We start from the raw sequence: 21,393 nt of genomic DNA, 5'->3' as shown, positions 1-21,393 counted from the left end.
CGGCGCGAGCTCGATCTCCCTCCCCCCAGGGGGCTCGTGCGCCGCTCACCGGTGGGTCACGCGGTGCGGAGGGCCGGCCTCCGTGCCCCTCTCACGAGGCCGCGGTCTCGTCCTCGCGTTCCGCCGTCCACTCGGCGGGCTGCACCGCGGCTTCCAGCACCGGGATCAACTGCTCCTCCTCGTAGGCGAGATGGGCTTCGAGTTCGTCGATGAGGCGCTCGACCTCGGGGAGTACGGAGGCGGGGGCGGCGTTCTCGGCGGTGACCACCCGGCGCAGCTCCTCGACGAGGGCGGCGATGTGCTCGTGCTCCTCGTGGAGGCGGCTCAGGGCCGGGGCCAGCTCGGGGTGGTTCTCGCCGAGGAAGGGGAACAGGCCCATGTCCTCGCCGGTGTGGTGGTTGTGCAGGCCCTGGCAGAAGGTGAGGCAGTTGACGCGGAGCTGGGCGCCGAGGCCGGCCCGGCCGCCGCTGGCGGTCAACTCCTTCTTGATCAGCGCGAGTTCGCGCCGGAAGGCGTTGTGGACGACCTTGAGTGCCTCGCCCATGGAGTCGGCGTTGACGTTCGGCGGTCCGGCCACGGGCAGCTCGCGCAGGGCGACGACCGGGATCGTGCGGTCCGTCTTCGCCTGGTACTCGGCCCACCCCGGTTCGTCCTCGACGGCCCGCGCGAACGCCCGGTCCCGTTCCTCGCCGTGCAGGACGACGGCCTCGGCCTCGTAGGTGAAGGCGCCGGTCTCCACGGTGACCCGGGGGTCGGCCGTGATGTTCCGGTACCAGTCGGGGTGCTTCGGTGATCCCCCGGCCGACGCGATGACGAGGACCGAGCCGTCGCCGTCGTGGAGGTAGCCGAGGGGGGTGGTGTGCCGGTTGCCGGTGCGGGCGCCGGTGGTGGTCAGGAGGATCAGACGGGCGCCTTCGAAATAGCCGCCGACCTCGCCGTGACGGGAGCGGAATTCGTCGATGACTTGCTGGTTGAAGGGGTTGGGCATTCTCTGCTTTCGGTGGACGGCGGCATGGTCTGCCGCGGAAGGCGTATTCGGGAAGGGTGTATTCGGGCATGGGTGATTGCCGCGGCGCGTGGTTATTGCCGCGGCGCGTGGTTTGGCGCATGGCCGCCGGAATGCGTGCCGAAAGGCATGGGGGGCGGCGGAGTGCGCGTCCGAATACGGCGCGGTGAATACGGCGCGGTGAAATGCGGCGCGGGGGAGTGCGGCGCAGGGGAGTGCGGCCTGGCGAAATGCGGTGTGGCGCGGCACCACGGTGTGGTGTGGCATGGCGCAGCACGGTGTGGGAGGACGTCGTCGGACGTCGTCGTCAGGCGCGCGGAATTTCGACGGGCGGGCTCCTGGCCCGCCCCGGCCTCACTCGGAGGCCGGGTAACCCATCCGCTCACGGCTCAAGGCCGACCCGGCAGTCATGCGCCCACGATAAGGGGTGGCGGTCGGGCCGGGCAATATGGATTCGGCCGGAATTCCGGCTGATTCGGGAGGTGGTTCCAGCGTGAGCGGAAAGGGCGACCTCATGCCTCACGCCCTTCCGTCGGCCTCCTTGGCCGCGCTTTCCAGCCGGTCCCGGTAGTCCTTCCACCACGCCGGGTCGTTCGACGGGATGCTGGTGTTGCCCTCGTTCATGCCCACCGCGCCGTCGATGAGTTCCCGGACGATGTCGGCCTGTCCGGCGTGCCGGTGGGTGTCGGCGATGACGCGGACGACGGCATGGTGCAGCGTCACCTCGTCCCGGCCGTCCGGCCACCACGGCACCCGGCCGAGGGTGTCCAGCGGCAGCGCCTCGATGGTCGCGTCCGCGTGGGCCCAGGCCCGGCGGTAGAGGCCGACGATGTCCTCGCGGGACTCGGCGGCGGTGGCCCACATGTCCGCGTTGGGCTCCGCGTCGGCGTCGAGCCAGGGCAGCGGCTCGCCCGACGGCCGACCGAAGGTGTCGCCGAGGTAGCCGAGTTCGACGCTCGCGGTGTGCTTCACCAGCCCCAGGAGGTTGGTGCCGGTCGGTGTCAGCGGGCGGCGGGCGTCGTACTCCGAGAGTCCTTCGAGCTTCCACAGCAGGGCATCGCGGGCGGATTGCAGATAGTGGTGGAGGTCGGCCTTGGCGTCCGTTTCGGCGGCGGTCATGACCTCAGTCTCCCGCCCACACGATCTTTGTCCACCGCCTGACCGCTCTCCCCCGGGTGCGTCGAGGGCCGCGCCGCAGGGCCGTTCCTACGCGGACGCGGACGAGGACGAGGGCGAGGGCGAGAACTCGTACACCGTGAAGTCGGTGAGCCGGACGTATCCCAGGCGCTGATAGAGGGCGTTGCTGGTGGGGTTGCCGGGGTCGGTGAAGAGCACGACCTCCTTCGCGCCCGCGGCCAGCGCGGCGCGGCTCGCCTCGACCGTGACGGCCGCCGCGTAGCCGCGGCCCCTGGCGTGGGGCGGGGTGTAGACGGGGTCCACCCTGACCATGCCGCCGACGATCGAGGTCGCGGCCGCCATGGAGACGGGGGTGCCGCCCGGCGTCTCCCAGAACGTGAAGTTCCTGTCGCCGAAACGGGATTGGTCCCAGGCGCCGGCGTCGATCAGGTCGATGGAGTACTGCTCCCCGACGTCGACGCAGAACTCACGGCACCAGCGGACGAGTTGCTCACGGTCCTGCTCGCCCACGAGGTGCCCCCGACCCTCGGGGAAGGGGTCCGGCGGGGTGAGCGTGCCGAGACGGTAGAGGTGCAGCCGCGTGGTGACCACCGGCTCCGCACCCGTCCGCCGCTGCCAGGCCTCGGCGAAGGCGGACGACGCGTCGTGGTCCGCGCTGACGCCGGGTACGGGGTGACCCAGGTCGGCCAGGCGGGCGGCGAGCGCGTCGGCCTGCTCGGGGGTGACGGAGGTGAGGCTCAGGGGACTGGTCGGGGCGCGGTGGTAGAAGCCGGCGTGGACTTCGCCGTCGTGCTCCAGTCGGCCGAACACGGGGGTCTCGGGGCGGTGCGAGGACGTTCCGTTCGCGGTGGTGCCGTTCGCGGTCGTGCCGGGCGTGGGCGTTCCGTTCGCTCGGTGCTTCTCGGTCACCGTCAGCTGCATGGTGTGCAGGGCGGGGCGCGAGCGCAGGAAGTCCCCGGCTCGGGAGAGGAACTCATGGACGTCTTCGGTGAGGTGCCAGTCATCCGGGCGCATGCCTCATGATTTCCCGCGCCGCGGAGGTGCCTCGCGCTTTTCCGCCAGGACGGGGGAGCAGGGCCCACAAGAGGGGCGGCGCGGGGCGGGACCATCGGCGGTGCAGGGGGCGGCGTGGTGGGCGAGGGCGCCACCACGATCGTTGTCCGGAAAACAGCGGCACGGGGTGACGCCACCTCGGCGTTCGGTGCGCCATCGAGTGTCCGATGGCGGCATGCGGCGCCACGCAGTGTCATGTGGCGCCACGCGGGCGTTGCGCGGTGCCATGCAGTGCCATGCAGTGCCATGTGGTGCCACGCGGGTATTGCGCGGCGCCATACGGCGCCACGCGGCGCCATGTGACGCCATGTGGCGCCATGCGTATGTCGATCGGAGCCGCCGATGGCTCGTTGGGCACCAGCTCGCGCAGCGTCGCGTGGCGCACCGCAAAAGGCCCCTGACCTGCGCTGACTACTCCATCCCTGCCCAGGTGTCGACTCGATCGGCGCCTCGCCTGCGCCATTCCGGCTTCACGTGGCGCCATCGATGTGCCATGATGGCGTCATGGACCTCACCCCCTACGTCGACCGCCTCCGCCAGGAGCTCATCGTCGCCGCCGAGGCCGGCGGTGACGAGGCCCGGGCGCTGGCCGAACGTCTCGTCGCGCCCCTCGACTCCGCCACCCGCCTCACCCTCCTCACCGCCCTCTCGGCGGCGATGGGCGAGGTCACCCGAGAGCTGGCTCCGGGTTCGGTCGACGTACGACTCCGGGGCGCCGACCCGGAGTTCGTGGTGACCCTGCCGCCCGCGCCGGTCCAGGAGACGGCCGCGCCCTGGGTCGAGTCGCCCGCCCCGCCCCCCTTCCCGGAGAGCGACGACGGTGCCTCGGCCCGGATCAACTTCCGCCTCCCGGCCCATCTCAAGGCCCGGTTGGAGGAGGCGGCCGGCCGCGAAGGGCTCTCCGTCAATGCCTGGCTGGTCCGCGCCACCTCCGCCGCCCTCACCCCGGGACCCGGCGCCCGTACGGCCGCGCCGCCCGCCCCCGGGCCGAACCGCGCACCCGGCGACCGGAACTTCACCGGCTGGGTCCGCTGACCCCTGCTCCAGAGCCCCGCTGCCACCCGCACGGGAACAAGCACGCGCACCCACACCCGCACTCGCACTCCACCGTCACCCACACCTCCAGAGAGGACGGGAGATCCGTCATGCCTTCGTACGACACCCCTGAGCCGATCACCGCGATCGTCGAGTACTCCATCGGCAGCACCCGGATCATCGCCTCCGACCGCACCGACACCGTCGTCGAGGTCCAGCCCGCCAACCCCTCCTCCGACGCGGACCTCAAGGCCGTCGGTCAGACGAAGGTGACCTGCTCCGGCGGCGTCCTCACGGTGAAGGGGCCGCGCAAGAACTCGCCGTTCGGGAAGATCGGCGGCATCGACATCACCATCGCCCTGCCGGCCGGCTCCACCCTGGAGGGCACCACCCAGGTCGGTGACTTCCACTGCTCCGGACGCCTCGGCGAGACCCGGCTGCAGACCTCGGTCGGCGACCTCCACGTCGAGGACGTCGCCGCCGCCCGGCTGAAGAGCGAACTCGGCATGGTCCACCTCGACCACGCCACCGCCTCGGTCGAGATCATCGCGGCCGGCCGTGTCACCGTCGGCACGGTGAAGGGCGGCCTGGTCGTCAAGAACGGCAACGGCGACACCGAACTCGCCGAGATCACCGGCACGTTGGAGGTCTCCTCCGCCAACGGCCGTATCGACGTCGGCGCCGCCCACGCCGACGTGGAGGCCAAGTCCGCCAACGGCGGTATCCGGGTGGGCCGGGTCACCCGCGGCAAGGTCACCCTGCGGGGCTCCACCGGCGACCTGGAGGTCGGCATCCCCGAGACGACCGCCGCCTGGCTCGACGTCCACACCAAGGTCGGCGTCCTGCGCAGCACCCTCGGCTCCGCCGACGGCCCCGGCGACGCCGCCGACACGGTGGAGGTCACCGCCCGCACCTCGGTCGGCGACATCCACATCCGCCGAGCCTGACGGCTACGGGCGCGACGTACGCCCGTAGCCCCTGCTCCGCCCTCTCCTCCTCGCCCCTCCAGGCCTTCGCCCACGCCTTCGCCTCTCCCTCCGCGCCCCGCGCCCCCTTCTCGTACTCCGCCAAGGAGCTATCTGTCATGCCCATGTCCATTCCCGCGCACTCCTCAAGCGCGTCCGGCACGCCCGGCACCACGCCCGGCACATCCAGCGCCACGAGCCCCCCACCCCCCAGCCCGCACACGACCACCGCCGGTCTCACCACCGCCGGTCTCACCGTCTCCGGTCTCACCGCCTCCGGTCTCACCAAGTCGTACGGCGACAAGCAGGTCCTGCGCGGTATCGACCTCGACATCCCCGGCGGCACCGTCTTCGCCCTGCTCGGGCCCAACGGCGCGGGCAAGACCACGACCGTCCAGATCCTGTCGACGCTCATCGCCGCCGACTCCGGCACGGCCCGCCTCGCCGGTCACGACCTGGACCGCGAAGCCGACGCCGTACGCAAACTCATCGGTGTCACCGGCCAGTTCGCCGCCGTCGACAACCTCCTCAACGCCGAGGAGAACCTGATGCTCATGGCGGACCTGCACCATCTGTCGCGCCGCGAGGGCCGGCGCCGTACCGCCGACCTGCTCGCCCGCTTCGACCTCACCGAGGCCGCCCGCAAGCCCGTCGCCACGTACTCCGGCGGGATGCGCCGCAAGCTGGACCTGGCGATGACGCTGGTCGGCGACCCGCGCATCATCTTCCTTGACGAGCCCACGACCGGCCTGGACCCGCGCTCCCGCCGCACCATGTGGGAGATCATCCGCTCCCTGGTCGACGAGGACGGCGTGACGATCTTCCTCACCACCCAGTACCTGGAGGAGGCCGACCAGCTGGCGGACCGGATCGCCGTGCTCGACGGCGGAAAGCTGGTCGCCGAAGGTACGGCGGAGGAGCTCAAGCGTCTGATCCCCGGCGGTCACATCTCGCTCAAATTCGCCGATGCCGAGGCCCTGGAGCTGGCCGCCTCCCACTTCGCCGCGACCGCCCGCGACGACGAGGAACTCACGCTCCAGATCCCCTCCGACGGCACGGTCCCCACCCTGCGCGCGGTCCTGGACATCCTCGACGGCGCCGGCGTCACCCCCGAGGCGCTCTCGCAGCACACCCCGGACCTCGACGACGTCTTCCTCACCCTGACCGGCGACAAGCAGCAGCAGGAGATCTCCCGATGAGCAGCCTCACCTACGCGGCCCGTGACTCCGTCACCATGTTCCGCCGCAACATGAAGCGCGCGATCCGCTACCCGTCCGTGGTCGTCACCATCGTGATGATGCCGGTCCTCTTCCTGCTCCTCTTCAACTACGCCTTCGGGGGCGCACTCGGCGCCGGCATCCAGGGCCCGCAGGTGCCGCAGGGCGAGGGCGTCGCCGGCACCGACTACATCGACTACGTCGCGCCCGGCATCATCCTGATGACCGTCGCCACCGGCTGCATCGGAGCCGCCCTCAGCGTGTGCATGGACATGACCGAGGGCATCGTCAACCGCTTCCGTACGATGTCGATCTCCCGGGCCTCGTTCCTCACCGGCCACGTCCTGGGCAACCTCGTCCAGACCGTCCTCGGCACCGTCGTGGTCACCGGCGTGGCCCTGGCCATCGGCTTCCGGCCGAACGCCACCGCCCTGGAGTGGCTCGCCGCCGCCGGCCTGCTGACCGCCCTGGCCCTGGCCCTGACCTGGCTCGCGGCCGGCATGGGCCTGGTCGCCAAGACGGTCGAGTCCGCCAGCAACATGCCCATGCCCATCACCTTCCTCCCCTTCCTGGGCAGCGCCATCGTCCCCACCGACTCCATGCCGACCGGTCTGCGCTGGTTCGCCGACCACCAGCCCTTCACCCCCATCAACGAAACCCTGCGCGGCCTGCTGATGGGCACCGAGATCGGCGACAGCGCCTGGATCGCCCTGGCCTGGTGCGCGGTGATCGGCCTCACGGGCTACCTCTGGTCCAAGTCCGCCTTCAAGCGGGGCGTCCGCGGCTGAGCCCGCGGAGCCTTCCGCCCCCCTCGCAGAGCCCTTCCGCCGAACGTGCGGAGGGGCTCTGCGGCTACGGCTGTTGAGGCGCGGGCGCGGGCGCGGGCGCGGGCGCGGGCACGGGCTCGGGCGGGTCCGCGTGGGTCTCGGGCTCGGGCAGGGGTTCGGGGTGTTGCGGCTGCTGATCCCGTCGAGGGAGATGCGCAGGAGGCGGCGCCAGTGGCCCGCGTGGCTGGCGCCGGTCGTCAGGACGGCCTGGCTCAGGGAACCGCTGAGCAGGACCAGATCGGCGGTGGTGACGTCGGGGCGCAGGTGGCCGGCGTCCATGCAGCGGGTGCGCAGTTCGTCGATGAGGGAGTAGCAGTGCTGGGCGCAGGAAGGGGTGGGGCCGCCGCGGGTGGTGTAGCTCTCGACGACGGCGCGGTTGTGGGCCTGGGTGGTGAGCATCTGCTCGAAGAACCCGGTCAGTGCCTGCCAGGGGTCCTCGGTGGCGGTGGCCTGCCGGTGGCCTGCCGGTGGGCGTCGGTGAGCCAGGAGTCGAACTGCTGTTCCAGGACGGTCAGGAGCAGGTCCGTGGGCGAAGCCCTCCACTTGGGCACCCCGCCCCAGACGCCGCCCCCACCGACTCGGGCGCCCCGCTGCCCGCCGCGAGGCTGCGCACCCTGCTCCCCGACCCTCCCCGCCGACCGCCTGATGGCCTGACGGGCCGACGGACTGACGGACCGACGGACTGACGGACTGACGGACCGACGGCCAGAGCGGCTATCGCACGGTGACGTGGTCCCCGGTCGACGACTTCGCTCCGGAGGTGGAGTTCCCGTAGTACGTCCACCGCCACGTCCCCGGCCCGGTGGCCTTCGCCGTGGCCCTGAGCGCTCCCGTCGAGCTCGATGTCGCCTTCGCGACGGTCGTGTACGAGGAGGAGTCCGCCGCCTTGAACTGCAGGCTCACCGTGCGGCCCGCGTAGCCCTGGTACGTGTGGGTGTCCCAGTTCGCCCGTGTGATCCGGCCGGTCACGGTGAGGGTCTTGCCCTTCGTGACCGGCTCCGGCGAGGCGTTGACGGTGACGCGGGTGGCCCGCTGGATCCGCAGGGGGAGGTTCTCGTCGTCGGCGTCGTGGCCGTCGCCGGCGAGGAAGACCCGGGCGCCGGTCCGCCAGGTGCCGGCGTCCTCGTTCCCGAAGTCGAGGTGCCGCGGGTCGATGTACAGCCACTCCTCGAAGTCGCAGATGCCCTTCGCCTTGTCCACGACCTCGCAGTCACTGGTGATGACGGCGCTGTGCACGGTGTCCGCGTTGTCGAGCTTCCCCCGGTAGGGGAAGACGGTCGGCCCGAAGTCGTACGTGAGCTTGGTCGTCATCCGGAAGGCCGCACGCACCTCTACCTCCTCCTTGACCCCGATCACGATCGGCTTGCCCCCGTTCACCGTGACCCGGCTGAAGGAGACCCCACCTTCCGCGGCCCCGGCCGGCACCGCCGCCACCCCCGTGAACGCGATCGCCGCTCCACCGGCCACCACCGCTCTCCACAGCGACTTCCTCATCCTGCGACCCACCCCTCTCCTCGCTCCTGGCCCGAGCACGTCGGCGCGCACCGGCCGGAGACTCATCCGCGCGACTGAAGAGGGGACAGCGAAGGGCCGTGCCCGGTTGTACGCGACGCGACAACGATTCGATCACCACCGCCGCGTGGCGTAGCGCACTTTTGCAAGCGGGTGCTTGCAAAAGTTAGCGAGGGTGGGGCATGGTGGAGGCATGGCATCGCTCAACGTCGGCAATCTCGGTGAATACCTGCGTGAACAGCGGCGGAACGCGCAGCTGTCGCTCAGGCAGCTCGCCGACGCCGCCGGGGTGTCCAATCCGTATCTGAGCCAGATCGAGCGCGGGCTGCGCAAGCCGAGCGCGGAGGTGCTGCAGCAGGTCGCCAAGGCGCTGCGGATCTCCGCCGAGACGCTGTACGTGCGGGCCGGCATCCTCGACGCCGAGCGGGACCGGGACGAGGTCGAGACACGTGCCGTCATCCTCGCCGATCCCACGCTGAACGAGCGGCAGAAGCAGGTGCTGCTCCAGATCTACGAGTCCTTCCGTAAGGAGAACGGATTCGAGATCGAGGCCGACACCGACACCGACGTTCACGTCGACGTCGCGGCGGAGGCCGGCACTGGTACGGACACGGACACGGGCACAGCGGCGGATGCCGCGGGCGCCGAGGAAGCCTCGGCCCCCGGCACTCGTACGGCCGACGGCGACGATGCCGGTCCGCGACGGACGGCGAGCTGACCACGACCATGTCAGCGACCACGACCGTGACACCGACCCCGACCGCGTCGACGTCGGCTTCCACGACCGTGACCGCGCCGTCGAGCCGGACCGGAACGACACAAAACCCTCAGCTGCAAGCAACCCGGAGGACCATCACCATGGCCATCACCGACGACATCCGCAAGGCCGTCACCGACCCGACCCCCTTCTACTTCGCCGCCGGCACGGCCGATCTCGCCCTCCAGCAGGCGAAGAAGGTCCCCGGGCTCGTCGAGCAGCTGCGTGCCGAGGCGCCGGCCAAGATCGACGCCGTGCGCCAGACCGACCCGAAGGCCGTGCAGGAGAAGGCGACCGCCCGCGTCAAGGAGACCCAGGAGAACCTCCAGACCAAGGTCACCGAGATCATCGGCACCCTCGACACCGACCTGAAGAAGCTCGGCGAGACCGCTCAGGACCTCGCGCTGCGCAGCGTCGGCGTCGCCGCCGAGTACGCGGTGAAGGCCCGGGAGACGTACGAGCGCGTCGCCGAGCACGGTGAGCAGGCCGTGCGCACCTGGCGTGGCGAGGCCGCCGAGGAGATCGAGGAGCTCGCGATCGCCGTCGAGCCGAAGTCCCAGCCGGTCGAGGTCAAGGACGAGCCGGCGGCCGCCAAGCCGGTCCCGGCCCAGGCCGCCCCCGCGCCCGCCCCCGCCGCCAAGAAGGCCGCGCCGAAGAAGGCTCCGGCGCGCAAGACGACGGCCGCCAAGAAGACCACCCCGCCCGCCAAGTAAGCGGCACGGCGAGCCGCCGAGTGGGCGACATAGCCGACGACGCAGTCGGTGACAGAGCGAGAGGCACGCGAGCGAGGCCTCTCAGTACCTCGCGGTACGGAGACGGGCCGGGCACCTTTGGGGTGGCCGGCCCGTTCTACGGGTACGGTGGCCGCGTGGGAGAAACGGTCGGCATTCGTATGCGTGAACGGAACGGGCGGTGGTGGGCACCATGCTGATGAACGGCTTCGCGGGGTTCATGGGGCTGTTGCAGCTCGTCGTGATCGCACTCGCCGCCTTCGCGGTGATCGACGCCGCGTTCCGGCGGGAGGACGCGTTCCGCGCGACGGACAAGCAGACCAAGGTGTTCTGGCTGATCATCCTCGGGATCGCGCTCGTCGTGAGCCTGCTGTTCCCGCTCCTGTCGTTCCTGCCGATCATCGGTCTCATCGCCAGCATCGTCTACATCGTCGACGTACGCCCCGCCGTGCGGCAGATCTCCGGCGGCGGTGGCCGGGGCGGCAGCCGAGGCTCCAGCAGCGACGGTCCGTACGGCCCGTACAACGGCGGCCGGTGACCTCCTCGGAGGTCAGACCTCCCGGTCCAGCAGCAGGACCGCCACGTCGTCGGTCAGTTCGCCGCCGTTGAGGTCGCGGACCTCGTTCACGGCGGCTCGCAGCAGCTCCTCGCCGCGCAGACCCTCGGCGAGCTGGCGGCGGACCATCTCCACCATGCCGTCCTGGCCCAGCCGCTCCTTGCCCTGGCCGATCCGGCCCTCGATCAGGCCGTCGGTGTAGAGCATCAGACTCCAGGCGGCGCCCAGTTCGATCTGGGTGCGCGGCCAGCGGGCGTTCGGGAGCAGCCCCAGGGCGGGACCGCCGTTGTCGTACGGCAGCAGTTCGGCCGGCGCGGTCGGCCGGCCGCCCTGGCCGTGCCGGGCTATCAGCGGGGACGGGTGGCCCGCGAGGCAGAGGCCCGCGCGGCGGCCGTCGGGGGCGATGTCGACCGTGCAGAGCGTCGCGAAGATCTCGTCGCTCTCGCGCTCGTGCTCCAGGACGCGCTGGAGCGTGGACAGCAGTTCGTCACCGCAGAGCCCCGCGAAGGTCAGCGCCCGCCACGCGATGCGCAGCTCCACGCCGAGCGCCGCCTCGTCGGGGCCGTGCCCGCAGACGTCGCCGATCATGACGTGCACCGTGCCGTCCGGGGTGCGGACGGTGTCGTAGAAGTCGCCGCCGAGCAGCGCGCGGGAACGGCCCGGCCGGTAGCGGGCGGCGAACCGCAGGGACGAGCCCTCCAGCAGGGGCGTCGGCAGCAGGCCGCGCTCCAGGCGGGCGTTCTCCTGGGCGCGCAGCTTGGACTCGGTGAGCCGGCGCTCGGCCGTGTCGGACCGCTTGCGCTCCACCGCGTAGCGGATCGCGCGGCTCAGCAGGCGGCCGTCCACTTCGTCCCGGAACAGGTAGTCCTGTGCGCCCACCCGGACCGCCTCCGCGCCGCGTTCGGCGTCGCCCGAGTCGGTGAGGGCCAGGACGGCGTGGCGGGGGGCCAGGTCCAGGACGTGCTTGAGGACGGCGAGTTCGTCGTCCGGGTGGTCGGCCGACTCGGTGTCCGGGTCGGCGGGGCGGGCCGGGGCCGGCAGGGCCAGGTCCAGGAGGATGCAGTTGACGTCGTCGGTCAGCAGCCGCTGGGCCTCGGTGAGGTTGCGGGCGGTGCGCACGCGGATCGGCTTGCCCGCCGAGTCGAGCACGTCGGGCACGTTGAGGGAACCCGCCGGGTCGTCCTCGATGAGGAGCACCGTGAGGTTGGTGGGGCCGGGCTGTGCGGCCGGGCCCGTGGTGCCGGGGCCGGAGGCGTGCGGGCCGGGCGGGTTTGTGGAGTTGTCAGGGGCCAGGGCCGAGGCGTTCATGGCAGCCCCCTCTCCGGACGGTCCGCCGGGCGCGGACACGGCGTGCGCCTGACCACTTTCCGCGGCCGGGATCGCTCTCTGCCGCGGTACGGGTACGGGCATCGTGTTGGGTTCCTTCCCTCCCCCCGAGGGCACGGCGGGCGAGGGACCTCGACCCACCGACGGGGACCTTAGCGCCAGGCGCCGCCGCAACGGAATGGGCGGCGGGTCGCCGGGTGGCAAACGGCCGCCGTCATATGCCGCATCCTGTACCGCACTTGGACATGGCAGGGCTTTCTCCAGGGATGACGTATGTCACGCGTCGGAGGTTGAGCCCGGAGGGGAAGGTGGCGAGAGTCACGTGGGGTGGCTCACGGGGGAAACGGTGCGCGGGCTGGGGAGGGCGAGGGGGTGCGGTCGCCGTCCGTCCGCCGCAAGCCCAGGTCCACACCGGCCCTGTCCTCCGGCTCACACCGGCCCTGTCCTCTGGCTCGCGCCGGCCCTGCGCTCTGGCTCACGCCGGCCCCGGCCGCCGGCTCACGCCAACCCCGGCCTTCGGTGCAACCTCCGGCTCACGCCATGCCTCCCGCTGAACCCCGGCTCCCGCTCAACCCCCGGCTCACGCGTCCGGGCGTACGACTCCCAGGATCTGCATCGTGCCCGCGCCCGCGATCGTCACCTTTCGGTTCGGGCGGGGGGCGTGGACTATCGAGCCGTTGCCCAGATACATGGCGACATGGCTGGCGTCGGCGTTGTAGATGATGAGGTCGCCGGGGCGCATGTCCTGGATGTCGATGTGCTTGAGCTGTCGCCACTGCTCCTGGGAGGTGCGGGGGATGGCCAACCCGGCGGCGGCCCACGCCTCACTGGTGAGGCCGGAGCAGTCGTATGTGTCGGGGCCCTCGGCGCCCCATTCGTACCACTTGCCTATTTGCTTCGTGGCGAAGTCGACCGCCTTCTTGCCCTGCGGCGACGCCTTGCCGTTGATCTCGGCGAGGATCCCGGAGTCCAGCCACGCCGCCTGCGACTTCTGCGCGGCCTCGTCCTCCAACTGCGCCAGCCGCTCCCGCTCGTCGTCCTCCAGCTGCGCTTCCAGCTCCTCGGCGGCGGCGATCTGCTTCTTGATCTTCTTCTTGGCCTTCTCCTTGGCCTTGCGGTTGGTCTCCAGCTTCTCCCAGCGAGCGGAGGCGTCCTTGGAATACTGCTCCAAGTCCTGCTGTGTGCGGGTCATTTCGGCGAGCAGGCCCTTGGTCGCGAGCTGGCCCTGGCGCAGCCGGTCCGCCCCTTCCAGGAAGTCCTGCGGGTTCTCGCTCAACCACAGCCGCACCTCGGGCGGGAGGCCGCTGCCCCGGTACTGGGCGCGGGCCGCGGCGCCGATGAGGTCCTGCAACTTGTCCAGCTTCTGCTGGCCCTGGACGACCTCGTGGGCCAGGTCGACGAGCTCCTCGGACTGCTTGTCGGCCTTCTCCTCGGCCGCGTTGTACGCGTCCGTGGCGACCGCGGCGTCGTGGTACAGGCCCTCCAGCTTGGTGCGGACGCGCTCCAGGTCCTCGTTCGTCACCGGGGTCGACCCGGGGGCGGGCGACGCCGAGGAGGAGGCGGTCGGACTCGGGGTCGGCTCGGTCGGACTCGTCTGGCTCGCGTACGCGGTGACCGGTGCGCCCAGGACGGCCATCGCGCAGACCACGGCCACGGCCGCCATGGTCAGGTTCCGCTTGCCGACTGCCATACCTCTAGCCCCCCACCCCAGTGGAAACAGAAATGATTAACCGTCAGTAACTTGCTGGTGCCCGGGTGATCGTGTCACGGCGTCGCGGAATGCGACAGAGGTGGGCAAGAACTCACTTCTTCCCACCGCCACTTCCCTCCTCCCCTGCTCCCACCTGCGTGACATCGTCCCCGCCTGTCTGACGAACGGTCCGAGGGGATCGTTCCCGTGCGTCACGAAACTATCGCTCTGTGTAATCACGGTTCGCGCGGCGCGCACGACGGCGGCGGGCCGTTGAACGGCCTTCATCGACCGCGCCCGCCCACCGAACGGCCTTCATCGGCCCGCGCCCGCCCACCGAACTGCCCAACTGCCTGCGGCCGCACGTCAGCCACCGAATCGCGGGGCCAACGCCTCCCAGGCCACCGTGACTTCGCCCTGGCGCCAGCGCGACACCCCGTCCCGCACCGGCCAGTCCGCGCTCAGCGCGCGGATCGTGCGGATCCAGCGCTGCCGCGCGCCGTACGAGGCGTACGGTGCCGCCGCCGCCCAGGCGTGGTCGAAGTCGCGGAGGAAGGCGTGGACCGGTTCGCCGGGGACGTTGCGGTGGATGAGGGCCTTCGGCAGGCGTTCGGCGAGGTCGGAGGGGCGGTCCAGGGAGCCGAGCCGGGTGGCGAAGGTGACCGTACGGGGTCCCTCCGGGCCGAGGGCGACCCAGACGTGCCGACGGCCGATCTCGTCGCAGGTGCCCTCGACGAGCAGACCTCCGGAGGGGTACGGGGCCGTGGGGGAGTGGGGACCCGTGGGGGAGTGGGGACCCGTGGTGGGGTGGGGGCCCGTGGTGGGGTGGGCCCTGCCGGGAGGGGACGGTACGGCCGGTTCGAGGCGGGCGCACAGGCGGGCCCAGACGGCGGCGACCTCGTCCTCGTCGTACTGGCGGAGCACGTTCGCGGCCCGGATGAGGGTGGGCCGGCCCGGTACCGGTACCTCGAAGCCGCCGTGCCGGAAGGTCAGGCCCTCGCATGCGTAGGGCTCCGCCGCGGTGACCCGGGCCGGGTCGATCTCGACGCCGACGACCTGCGTGCGGGGTGCTGCCGTGCGGAGGCGGTGGAGGAGTTCGACGGCGGTCCAGGGGGCGGCGCCGTAGCCGAGGTCGACGGCGAGAGGGGTGGCGGCGCGGCGGAGTGCGGCACCGTGGGTCGCCGCGATCCAGCGGTCCATGCGGCGCAGCCGGTTGGGGTTGGTGGTGCCGCGCGTCACGGTTCCGACTGGTCTTGCCATGGGGCGAGCGTAAGTCCGCCGCTCGGGACCGTGCCCCCGCCCCCGCCTCATCCGATCCCAGGGCGCGGCACACACCTCATCCCGATCCAGGGCGCGGCACCCACTCCCACTCCCCACGTGCTCGAACGGTTGAGCGAAGCTCGGTAATAATTGTGCAAAGGGGAAATGGAACAGCCTCCTCCGGTGTTCCCCCTCCCGAGAGGGACCCCACGCCCTCCCAACGGCATGCCTGGAGCGAGGAGGAACCGCCACGTGAGCCACTACGTCAGCAGGCTCGGGCGACGCTCCCCGGCCGGAGCGGGGCGGCTTCGGCTGCACCGCAAGCCGCGCCGGGTCGCCATGCTCTCGGTCCACACGTCACCGCTGCACCAGCCCGGCACGGGCGACGCGGGCGGGATGAACGTCTACATCGTGGAGCTGGCGCAGCGGCTGGCCGCCCAGGGCATCGAGGTCGAGATCTTCACCCGGGCCACGACCGGCGCCCTGCCCCCCAAGGTCGAGCTGGCGCCCGGCGTCCTGGTCCGGCACGTCGACGCGGGCCCGTACGAAGGGCTGGCCAAGGAGGAACTCCCGGCCCAGCTGTGCGCCTTCACGCACGGCGTGATGCAGGCCTGGGCGGGCCACCGCCCCGGCCACTACGACCTGGTCCACTCGCACTACTGGCTCTCCGGCCACGTCGGCTGGCTCGCCGCCGAACGCTGGGGCGTCCCCCTGGTGCACGCCATGCACACGATGGCCAAGGTCAAGAACGCCGCGCTCGCCGTCGACGACACCCCCGAGCCCGCCGCCCGTGTCATCGGCGAGACCCAGATCGTCCGCGCCGCCGACCGCCTCATAGCCAACACGGCGGAGGAGGCCGGCGAACTCGTACGCCACTACGAGGCCGACCCGGCCAAGGTCGCCGTCGTCCACCCGGGCGTCAACCTCGACCGGTTCCGTCCCGCCGACGGCCGCGCGGCGGCGCGGGCCCGCCTCGGTCTTCCGCAGGACGCCCTGATCCCCCTCTTCGCGGGCCGTATCCAGCCCCTGAAGGCGCCCGACGTGCTCCTGCGCGCCGTCGCCGTCCTCCTCACCGAGCGCCCCGAGCTGCGGTCGCGGATCGTCGTGCCGGTGGTCGGCGGGCCGAGCGGCAGCGGGCTCGCCAAGCCGGAGGGCCTGCAGAAGCTGGCCGCGCGGCTCGGCATCGCCGATGTCGTACGGTTCCGGCCGCCCGTCGGGCAGGAACAGCTCGCGGACTGGTTCCGGGCGGCGTCCGTGCTGGTCATGCCGTCGTACAGCGAGTCCTTCGGGCTGGTGGCCATCGAGGCGCAGGCGGCCGGTACGCCGGTGCTGGCGGCGTCGGTCGGCGGCCTGCCCGTCGCCGTGCGGGACACGGAGACGGGCTTCCTGGTCCAGGGCCACGATCCCGTCGCGTACGCGCGCGTGCTGCGCGATTTCGCCGACGCCCCCGACCTGCCCGCCCGTATGGGCGCGGCCGCCGCCCGCCACGCCGAGTCCTTCGGCTGGGACACGTCGGCGGCCGCCACGGCGGACGTGTACACGGCGGCCTTGCAGGACCACCGCCGCCACCGGGTGCGCGCCCACTACGGGTGAGCGACCGGCCTGTCCGTACCGGCGGGTACGCTCGCCCCATGGCTGACGAAGCGTCGATCATCGAGCAGGTCCTCACCGAGGCCGAGCTGGAGTGGGAGAGCCCCGGACCCGGCTCCTACGTCGTGAAGCTCCCCGGCACCCGCAAACTCTCGACGACCGTCTCCCTCATCGTCGGCCGGCACTCCCTCTCCCTCAACGCCTTCGTGATCCGCCACCCCGACGAGAACGAGGCCGGCGTCCACCGCTGGCTCCTGGAGCGCAACCTCAAGCTGTACGGCGTCAGTTACGCCGTCGACCCGCTCGGCGACATCTACGTCACCGCCCGCTTGCCGCTCTCGGCCGTCACCCCCGAGGGCATCGACGGCCTCCTCGGCCAGGTGCTGGAGGCGGCCGACGGCGCCTTCAACACCCTCCTGGAACTGGGCTTCGCCTCCGCGATCCGCAAGGAGTACGCCTGGCGCGTCTCACGCGGCGAACCGACCCGCAACCTGGACGCCTTCAGCCATCTGACGCGGGACGTGGCGGCCGACCGTTCCGATAGCGGCCAGGGGTGACCCCCACCCACCGTCTGAAGTGCCGCGTCAGATGCGCCTGGTCGTAGAACCCGGCCTCGGCCGCCGCCTCGCCCGGCCGCATGCCCTCCAGCAGCAGCCGCCTGGCCCGCTCCACCCGCCGGGACATCAGGTACTGGTGCGGCGCGATCCCGAAGGCCGCACCGAACGCCCGTACGAGATGCGCGGGGTGGGCCTGGACCGTCCCCGCGGCCTCCTCCAGCGTGATCCCGTCCGCGACCCGCTCGTCGAGGAGTTCACGGAGCCGATGGGCGACGGAACGAGCGCCGGGAGCGGCCCCCGCCCGAGCCCCTGCCCCAGCCGCTGACCCGGTCCCGGTCCCTGTCCCTGTCCCTGCCCCGGCACCTGACGTGGTCTCCGGTGCGGCCGTCGGCCGCAGATGCCACCGCAACCGTTCCCCGACGAGCGCGAGCCGGCTCTCCGCCTCCAACTCGTCGCCCGGCCGGGCGAGCGCCGCGTGCAACTGCCCCACCCGCCGCCGCAGTACGGGATCCCGCAGGTCAGGACCGTCCACCGCGGCCCCCACGAGGCTCGCGTCGAGCGCGGCGAGGGGCCCGTCCGGGTCCAGGTACAGCACCCGCTTGCGGAATCCCCGCTCTGTCACCGGTGCCCCGTTGTGCGGCACGAACGGCGGCAGCAACGACACCGTGTCGTGCGGCGTCCCGTGCTCGTGCCGGTCCAACTCGTACCGCACGGCCCCGTCGTCCACGATCAGCAGCGTCCACACGTCGTGCACATGCATCGGGTACGCGTACTCCGTGTAGTGCGCGTGGAAGACCTCGACGACGCCGGGCACACGCGGCCGCCAGGCGGTGACGTCACGCCGCGGGGAACCGGACCGCTGGGGGGAACCGGACCGCTGGGAACCCATGCAAAGAACGTACAAGACGGGATCGTCCGGCGATCGGCAGTCTCATCCCATGAACAGCGACACGCTCGACGAGGCCCCCGGCGCGACCACCGTGCCCTCCGTGGGTACGCCTCCCATCCGCTTCGACACCAAGATCGCCGTCCTCCTCCGCGACGACCTCGCCACCTGGCAACGCCTCAACGTCACGTCGTTCCTGGTCAGCGGACTCGGTCAGACGGTCCCCGAGGTGATCGGCGAGCCGTACGAGGACGCCGACGGGGTGGGCTATCTGCCGATGTTCCGGCAGCCGGTCCTCGTCTTCGAGGCCACGAAGGAGGTCCTGAAGGCGGCGCACACGCGCGCGCTGTCCCGCGCCCTCCCGCGCGCGCTCTTCACGTCCGACCTCTTCGGCACCGGCAACGACCGCGACAACCGCACAGCCGTACGGTCCGTCACGACGGGGGAGCTGGACCTGGTGGGCTTGGCGGTCTACGGCCCGCGCAACGGAGTGGACAAGGTGGTGAAAGGGGCGCGGATGCACCCGTGAGACGCGGCCGGGGGCGTACGGCCAGGGGGGCGTACGGGCTGGGATCGTACGGCCGGGGTCGTACGGGCTGGGATCGTACGGCCGGTCGTATCGACGAGGCCGTGCAGCGAGTCCTGTTGCCGAGGCTGGGTCGCCGAGGCCGGGTCGCCGAGGCCGTCAGGGAGAGCCCGTGAGGTGGCGGCGATCGCGGGCATCGGCGCCGAGGCCGTTCCCCGACGCCCGGACCGAACCGGCGGCTCGCCCTAGGCGGAGGCCGACTTCTCCACCGGCACGGCGGCAGCACCCCCGGCCGGTGCGGCGATGGCCGCGCCGGCCGGCACTGCGACGGCATCCTCGGCCGACACGGCGACGGCACCCTCGCTCGGCACGGCGGCAGTCACCTGCCCGGGCACGGTGGCGGGCACCTCCTCCGGCACGGCGGCGGCCACCTGCGAGGGCATGGCCACAGCGCCCTCGGCCGGCGCGGCGACAACCGCCTGCTCCGCCGTCGGGACGACCGCCTGGCCCGCCGCTGCGACGACCGCCTCCTCCGGCATCGCGGCGGCCCCCTCCACCGAATCCGTATCCGTCATCCGCCGCATAAGCGCCCAGTACCCCACCCCCGCCACGGTCCCGATCACCGCGCACAACCCCCACAGCCACTCCGCGCCCCACCGGTCGATGACGACGCCGGACATCAGCGGAGCGACCAGCGCGGCGACGGACCACGACATCGTGTACATGCCCTGATAGCGGCCACGCCCCTGGGCGGGCGAGAGGCGGACGACGAGCCCGGTCTGGGTCGGCGCGTTGACGATCTCGGCGAGGGTCCAGACGCAGACGGTGAGGGCGAACACCCCGATCGACCCGGCGAAGGCGGTGAGGCCGAAGCCGTACCCGGCGAGCACGGACGAGACCACCAGGAGCCGCCCCGGGTCCCGGTGCTCGATGAACCGGGTGACCGGGATCTGCAGGGCGACGATCAACACCCCGTTGACGGCGATGGCGAGACCGTAGTCCGCCGGCGTGAAGCCCGCCGTGCCCATCGCGACCGGCAGCCCCACGGACCCCTGCTGGAAGATCAGCGCGACGAGGAAGGACAGCCCGACGACCCCCATGAACCGCCCGTCGCGGACCACCGTCCCCAGCCCGACCGCGTCCGAGGCGCCGCCGTCCTTCCCCAGCGCCGTCCCGCTCTCCGGCCGGGACTCCGGCAGCTTCAGGAAGACGAGGATCGCGCAGGTCAGCGTCATCCCGGCCTCCAGGAGGAAGCCGGCGCGATAACTGACCTCGGCGACGAACCCGGCGGCCATGGAGGAGACGGCGAAACCGAGGTTGATGGCCCAGTAGTTGAGGGAGAACGCGCGGACGCGGTCCTCCGGCCGGACGATGTCCGCCATCATCGCCTGCACGGCGGGACGGGACGCGTTGCTGGCGGCGCCGACGAGGAAGGCGACCGCGGCAATCGCGACGGGATCGCGCACGAAGCCGAGCAGCGCGACCGAGAAGGCCGTCGAGACCTGCGCGACGAGCAGCGTGGGCCGCCGCCCGAGCCGGTCGGCCATGACCCCGCCGCCGAGCGACGAGACGACTCCGCCGAGCCCGTGCAACGAGGCGACGAGTCCGGCGTACGAGGCGGAGTACCCGCGGTCCAGCGTCAGGTACAGCGCCATGAAGGTGGCGACGAAGGCGCCGAGCCGGTTCACCAGCGTGCTGGTCCACAGCCACCAGAACTCGCGGGGCAGCCCCGACACCGTTTCCCGGACGGCACGTCTGGCAGCGACGAGTGGCATGGAGCTCCCCCACGGGCGTAAGCGGCTAAAGCGGTGAACACAACTTACGAACGCGGGAGACGCCCGAGCCACCCAATTAGCAACCCCCGTCAACTGTCATGGGCGGGGAGCAGGGGGGTGTCCGCCTGTCGGCCGGGCATAGGACGGTTCTCGGCCGTCGATTACGCTCGGGGCCATGGCCGACGCACCGTACAAGCTGATCCTCCTCCGCCACGGCGAGAGCGAGTGGAACGAGAAGAACCTGTTCACCGGCTGGGTGGACGTCAACCTCACTCCGAAGGGCGAGAAGGAGGCGACGCGCGGCGGTGAGCTGCTGAAGGACGCCGGCCTGCTCCCGGACGTGCTGCACACCTCCCTCCAGCGACGCGCCATCCGCACCGCGCAGCTGGCCCTGGAATCCGCCGACCGCCACTGGATCCCGGTCCACCGCAGCTGGCGCCTGAACGAGCGCCACTACGGCGCCCTCCAGGGCAAGGACAAGGCCCAGACCCTCGCCGAGTTCGGCGAGGAGCAGTTCATGCTGTGGCGCCGCTCGTACGACACCCCGCCGCCTCCGCTCGCGGACGACTCGGAGTTCTCCCAGGCGGCCGACGCGCGCTACGCGACGATCCCGCCGGAGCTGCGCCCCCGCACGGAGTGCCTGAAGGACGTCGTCACGCGCATGCTGCCGTACTGGTACGACGGCATCGTCCCCGACCTCCTGGCCGGCCGCACGGTCCTCGTCGCCGCCCACGGCAACTCCCTCCGCGCCCTCGTCAAGCACCTCGACGGCATCTCGGACGCCGACATCGCGGGCCTCAACATCCCGACCGGCATCCCCCTCGCGTACGAACTCGACGCCGACTTCAAGCCCCTCACCCCCGGCGGCACCTACCTCGACCCCGAGGCGGCGGCAGCCGCAATCGAGGCGGTCAAGAACCAGGGCAAGAAGAAGTAGAGTTTGTGATCATGCCCCTGAGCTGCGCATACAGCGCGGCTCAGGGGCAT

20 protein-coding genes and 1 pseudogene are annotated in these 21,393 nt (G+C 71.7%); 11 read left to right on the top strand and 10 right to left on the bottom strand.

Annotated elements, in window-relative coordinates:
- Nucleotides 1-91: 91 nt before the first annotated feature.
- The 3 genes from ACZ52C_RS38545 to ACZ52C_RS38535 all read right to left on the bottom strand — a co-directional run bounded on the left by ACZ52C_RS38545 (nucleotide 92) and on the right by ACZ52C_RS38535 (nucleotide 3,157).
- A complete protein-coding gene (locus ACZ52C_RS38545; protein ID WP_469079204.1) occupies nucleotides 92-988 on the bottom strand; it encodes a nitroreductase/quinone reductase family protein in 897 nt (298 codons plus the stop codon).
- A gap of 537 nt (nucleotides 989-1,525) precedes the next feature.
- A complete protein-coding gene (locus ACZ52C_RS38540; RefSeq protein ID WP_469079203.1) occupies nucleotides 1,526-2,125 on the bottom strand; it encodes a DinB family protein in 600 nt (199 codons plus the stop codon).
- Between the two features lie 87 nt (nucleotides 2,126-2,212).
- The gene (locus ACZ52C_RS38535; RefSeq protein ID WP_469079202.1) at nucleotides 2,213-3,157 is read right to left on the bottom strand and encodes a GNAT family N-acetyltransferase; all 945 of its coding nucleotides are present in this window, start codon (nucleotides 3,155-3,157) and stop codon (nucleotides 2,213-2,215) included.
- A 543-nt stretch (nucleotides 3,158-3,700) separates the two neighbouring features.
- On the opposite strand from ACZ52C_RS38535, the gene ACZ52C_RS38530 reads away from it, so the two are divergent.
- The 4 genes from ACZ52C_RS38530 (at nucleotide 3,701) to ACZ52C_RS38515 (ending at nucleotide 7,201) form a co-directional block, all read left to right on the top strand.
- Nucleotides 3,701-4,231 (top strand): toxin-antitoxin system HicB family antitoxin, encoded by a 531-nt coding sequence (locus ACZ52C_RS38530; protein ID WP_469079201.1) that lies wholly within the window; start codon nucleotides 3,701-3,703, stop codon nucleotides 4,229-4,231.
- Nucleotides 4,232-4,341: 110 nt separating this feature from the next.
- A complete protein-coding gene (locus tag ACZ52C_RS38525; protein WP_469079200.1) occupies nucleotides 4,342-5,178 on the top strand; it encodes a DUF4097 family beta strand repeat-containing protein in 837 nt (278 codons plus the stop codon).
- Between the two features lie 137 nt (nucleotides 5,179-5,315).
- Nucleotides 5,316-6,395 carry an ATP-binding cassette domain-containing protein gene (locus ACZ52C_RS38520; RefSeq protein WP_469079199.1) on the top strand — a complete coding sequence of 360 codons (1,080 nt, stop codon included), beginning with the start codon at nucleotides 5,316-5,318 and terminating at the stop codon, nucleotides 6,393-6,395.
- Nucleotides 6,392-7,201, top strand: coding sequence for an ABC transporter permease (locus ACZ52C_RS38515; RefSeq protein ID WP_469079198.1), 810 nt, complete (start codon nucleotides 6,392-6,394; stop codon nucleotides 7,199-7,201). Before ACZ52C_RS38520 ends, ACZ52C_RS38515 begins: the two co-directional genes overlap by 4 nt.
- 234 nt (nucleotides 7,202-7,435) lie before the next feature.
- On the opposite strand, the pseudogene ACZ52C_RS38510 reads toward ACZ52C_RS38515, so the two are convergent.
- A pseudogene (locus ACZ52C_RS38510) lies at nucleotides 7,436-7,639 on the bottom strand (TetR/AcrR family transcriptional regulator); the annotation flags it as partial.
- A gap of 315 nt (nucleotides 7,640-7,954) precedes the next feature.
- Nucleotides 7,955-8,734 (bottom strand): hypothetical protein, encoded by a 780-nt coding sequence (locus tag ACZ52C_RS38505; RefSeq protein WP_469079197.1) that lies wholly within the window; start codon nucleotides 8,732-8,734, stop codon nucleotides 7,955-7,957.
- Between the two features lie 211 nt (nucleotides 8,735-8,945).
- Here ACZ52C_RS38505 and ACZ52C_RS38500 point away from each other — a divergent pair, with 211 nt between their 5' ends.
- The 3 genes from ACZ52C_RS38500 to ACZ52C_RS38490 all read left to right on the top strand — a co-directional run bounded on the left by ACZ52C_RS38500 (nucleotide 8,946) and on the right by ACZ52C_RS38490 (nucleotide 10,778).
- Nucleotides 8,946-9,470 carry a helix-turn-helix domain-containing protein gene (locus ACZ52C_RS38500; RefSeq protein ID WP_469079196.1) on the top strand — a complete coding sequence of 175 codons (525 nt, stop codon included), beginning with the start codon at nucleotides 8,946-8,948 and terminating at the stop codon, nucleotides 9,468-9,470.
- A 140-nt stretch (nucleotides 9,471-9,610) separates the two neighbouring features.
- The gene (locus ACZ52C_RS38495; protein WP_469079195.1) at nucleotides 9,611-10,222 is read left to right on the top strand and encodes a hypothetical protein; all 612 of its coding nucleotides are present in this window, start codon (nucleotides 9,611-9,613) and stop codon (nucleotides 10,220-10,222) included.
- Nucleotides 10,223-10,433: 211 nt separating this feature from the next.
- Nucleotides 10,434-10,778 (top strand): DUF2516 family protein, encoded by a 345-nt coding sequence (locus tag ACZ52C_RS38490; RefSeq protein WP_093789906.1) that lies wholly within the window; start codon nucleotides 10,434-10,436, stop codon nucleotides 10,776-10,778.
- Nucleotides 10,779-10,790: 12 nt separating this feature from the next.
- On the opposite strand, the gene ACZ52C_RS38485 is transcribed toward ACZ52C_RS38490, so the two are convergent.
- From ACZ52C_RS38485 to ACZ52C_RS38475, 3 genes are all read right to left on the bottom strand, one after another.
- On the bottom strand, nucleotides 10,791-12,206 hold the full coding sequence (locus ACZ52C_RS38485) for a PP2C family protein-serine/threonine phosphatase (RefSeq protein ID WP_469079194.1): 1,416 nt from the start codon (nucleotides 12,204-12,206) through the stop codon (nucleotides 10,791-10,793).
- A 496-nt stretch (nucleotides 12,207-12,702) separates the two neighbouring features.
- Nucleotides 12,703-13,812, bottom strand: coding sequence for a C40 family peptidase (locus ACZ52C_RS38480; RefSeq protein WP_469079193.1), 1,110 nt, complete (start codon nucleotides 13,810-13,812; stop codon nucleotides 12,703-12,705).
- A gap of 366 nt (nucleotides 13,813-14,178) precedes the next feature.
- Entirely contained in the window at nucleotides 14,179-15,072 is an 894-nt protein-coding gene (locus tag ACZ52C_RS38475) for a class I SAM-dependent methyltransferase (RefSeq protein WP_469079192.1), read from the bottom strand.
- Between the two features lie 252 nt (nucleotides 15,073-15,324).
- Between ACZ52C_RS38475 and mshA the strand changes: the two genes are divergently transcribed.
- Together mshA and ACZ52C_RS38465 are read left to right on the top strand one after the other, a co-directional pair.
- The gene (gene mshA / locus ACZ52C_RS38470; RefSeq protein ID WP_469079191.1) at nucleotides 15,325-16,665 is read left to right on the top strand and encodes a D-inositol-3-phosphate glycosyltransferase; all 1,341 of its coding nucleotides are present in this window, start codon (nucleotides 15,325-15,327) and stop codon (nucleotides 16,663-16,665) included.
- A gap of 38 nt (nucleotides 16,666-16,703) precedes the next feature.
- A complete protein-coding gene (locus tag ACZ52C_RS38465) occupies nucleotides 16,704-17,219 on the top strand; it encodes a type III secretion system chaperone family protein (protein WP_086798311.1) in 516 nt (171 codons plus the stop codon).
- Here ACZ52C_RS38465 and ACZ52C_RS38460 read toward each other — a convergent pair.
- Nucleotides 17,164-18,108: a helix-turn-helix transcriptional regulator gene (locus ACZ52C_RS38460; RefSeq protein WP_469079190.1), complete on the bottom strand. Its 945-nt coding sequence runs from the start codon at nucleotides 18,106-18,108 to the stop codon at nucleotides 17,164-17,166. The two genes, ACZ52C_RS38465 and ACZ52C_RS38460, sit on opposite strands and share 56 nt — an antisense overlap.
- 49 nt (nucleotides 18,109-18,157) lie before the next feature.
- Here ACZ52C_RS38460 and ACZ52C_RS38455 point away from each other — a divergent pair, with 49 nt between their 5' ends.
- Entirely contained in the window at nucleotides 18,158-18,634 is a 477-nt protein-coding gene (locus tag ACZ52C_RS38455; RefSeq protein WP_469079189.1) for a DUF2000 family protein, read from the top strand.
- 242 nt (nucleotides 18,635-18,876) lie between these two features.
- Here ACZ52C_RS38455 and ACZ52C_RS38450 read toward each other — a convergent pair whose 3' ends face one another.
- Nucleotides 18,877-20,406 (bottom strand): MDR family MFS transporter, encoded by a 1,530-nt coding sequence (locus ACZ52C_RS38450; RefSeq protein WP_469079188.1) that lies wholly within the window; start codon nucleotides 20,404-20,406, stop codon nucleotides 18,877-18,879.
- A gap of 175 nt (nucleotides 20,407-20,581) precedes the next feature.
- Here ACZ52C_RS38450 and ACZ52C_RS38445 point away from each other — a divergent pair, with 175 nt between their 5' ends.
- The gene (locus tag ACZ52C_RS38445) at nucleotides 20,582-21,343 is read left to right on the top strand and encodes a phosphoglyceromutase (protein WP_469079187.1); all 762 of its coding nucleotides are present in this window, start codon (nucleotides 20,582-20,584) and stop codon (nucleotides 21,341-21,343) included.
- The last annotated feature ends 50 nt before the right edge of the window (nucleotides 21,344-21,393 follow it).

This window comes from Streptomyces sp. NPDC034049 (assembly GCF_055575575.1).
Note: the sequence above shows the minus strand (reverse complement) of the source record. Positions and strands in the feature narration are given on the sequence as shown.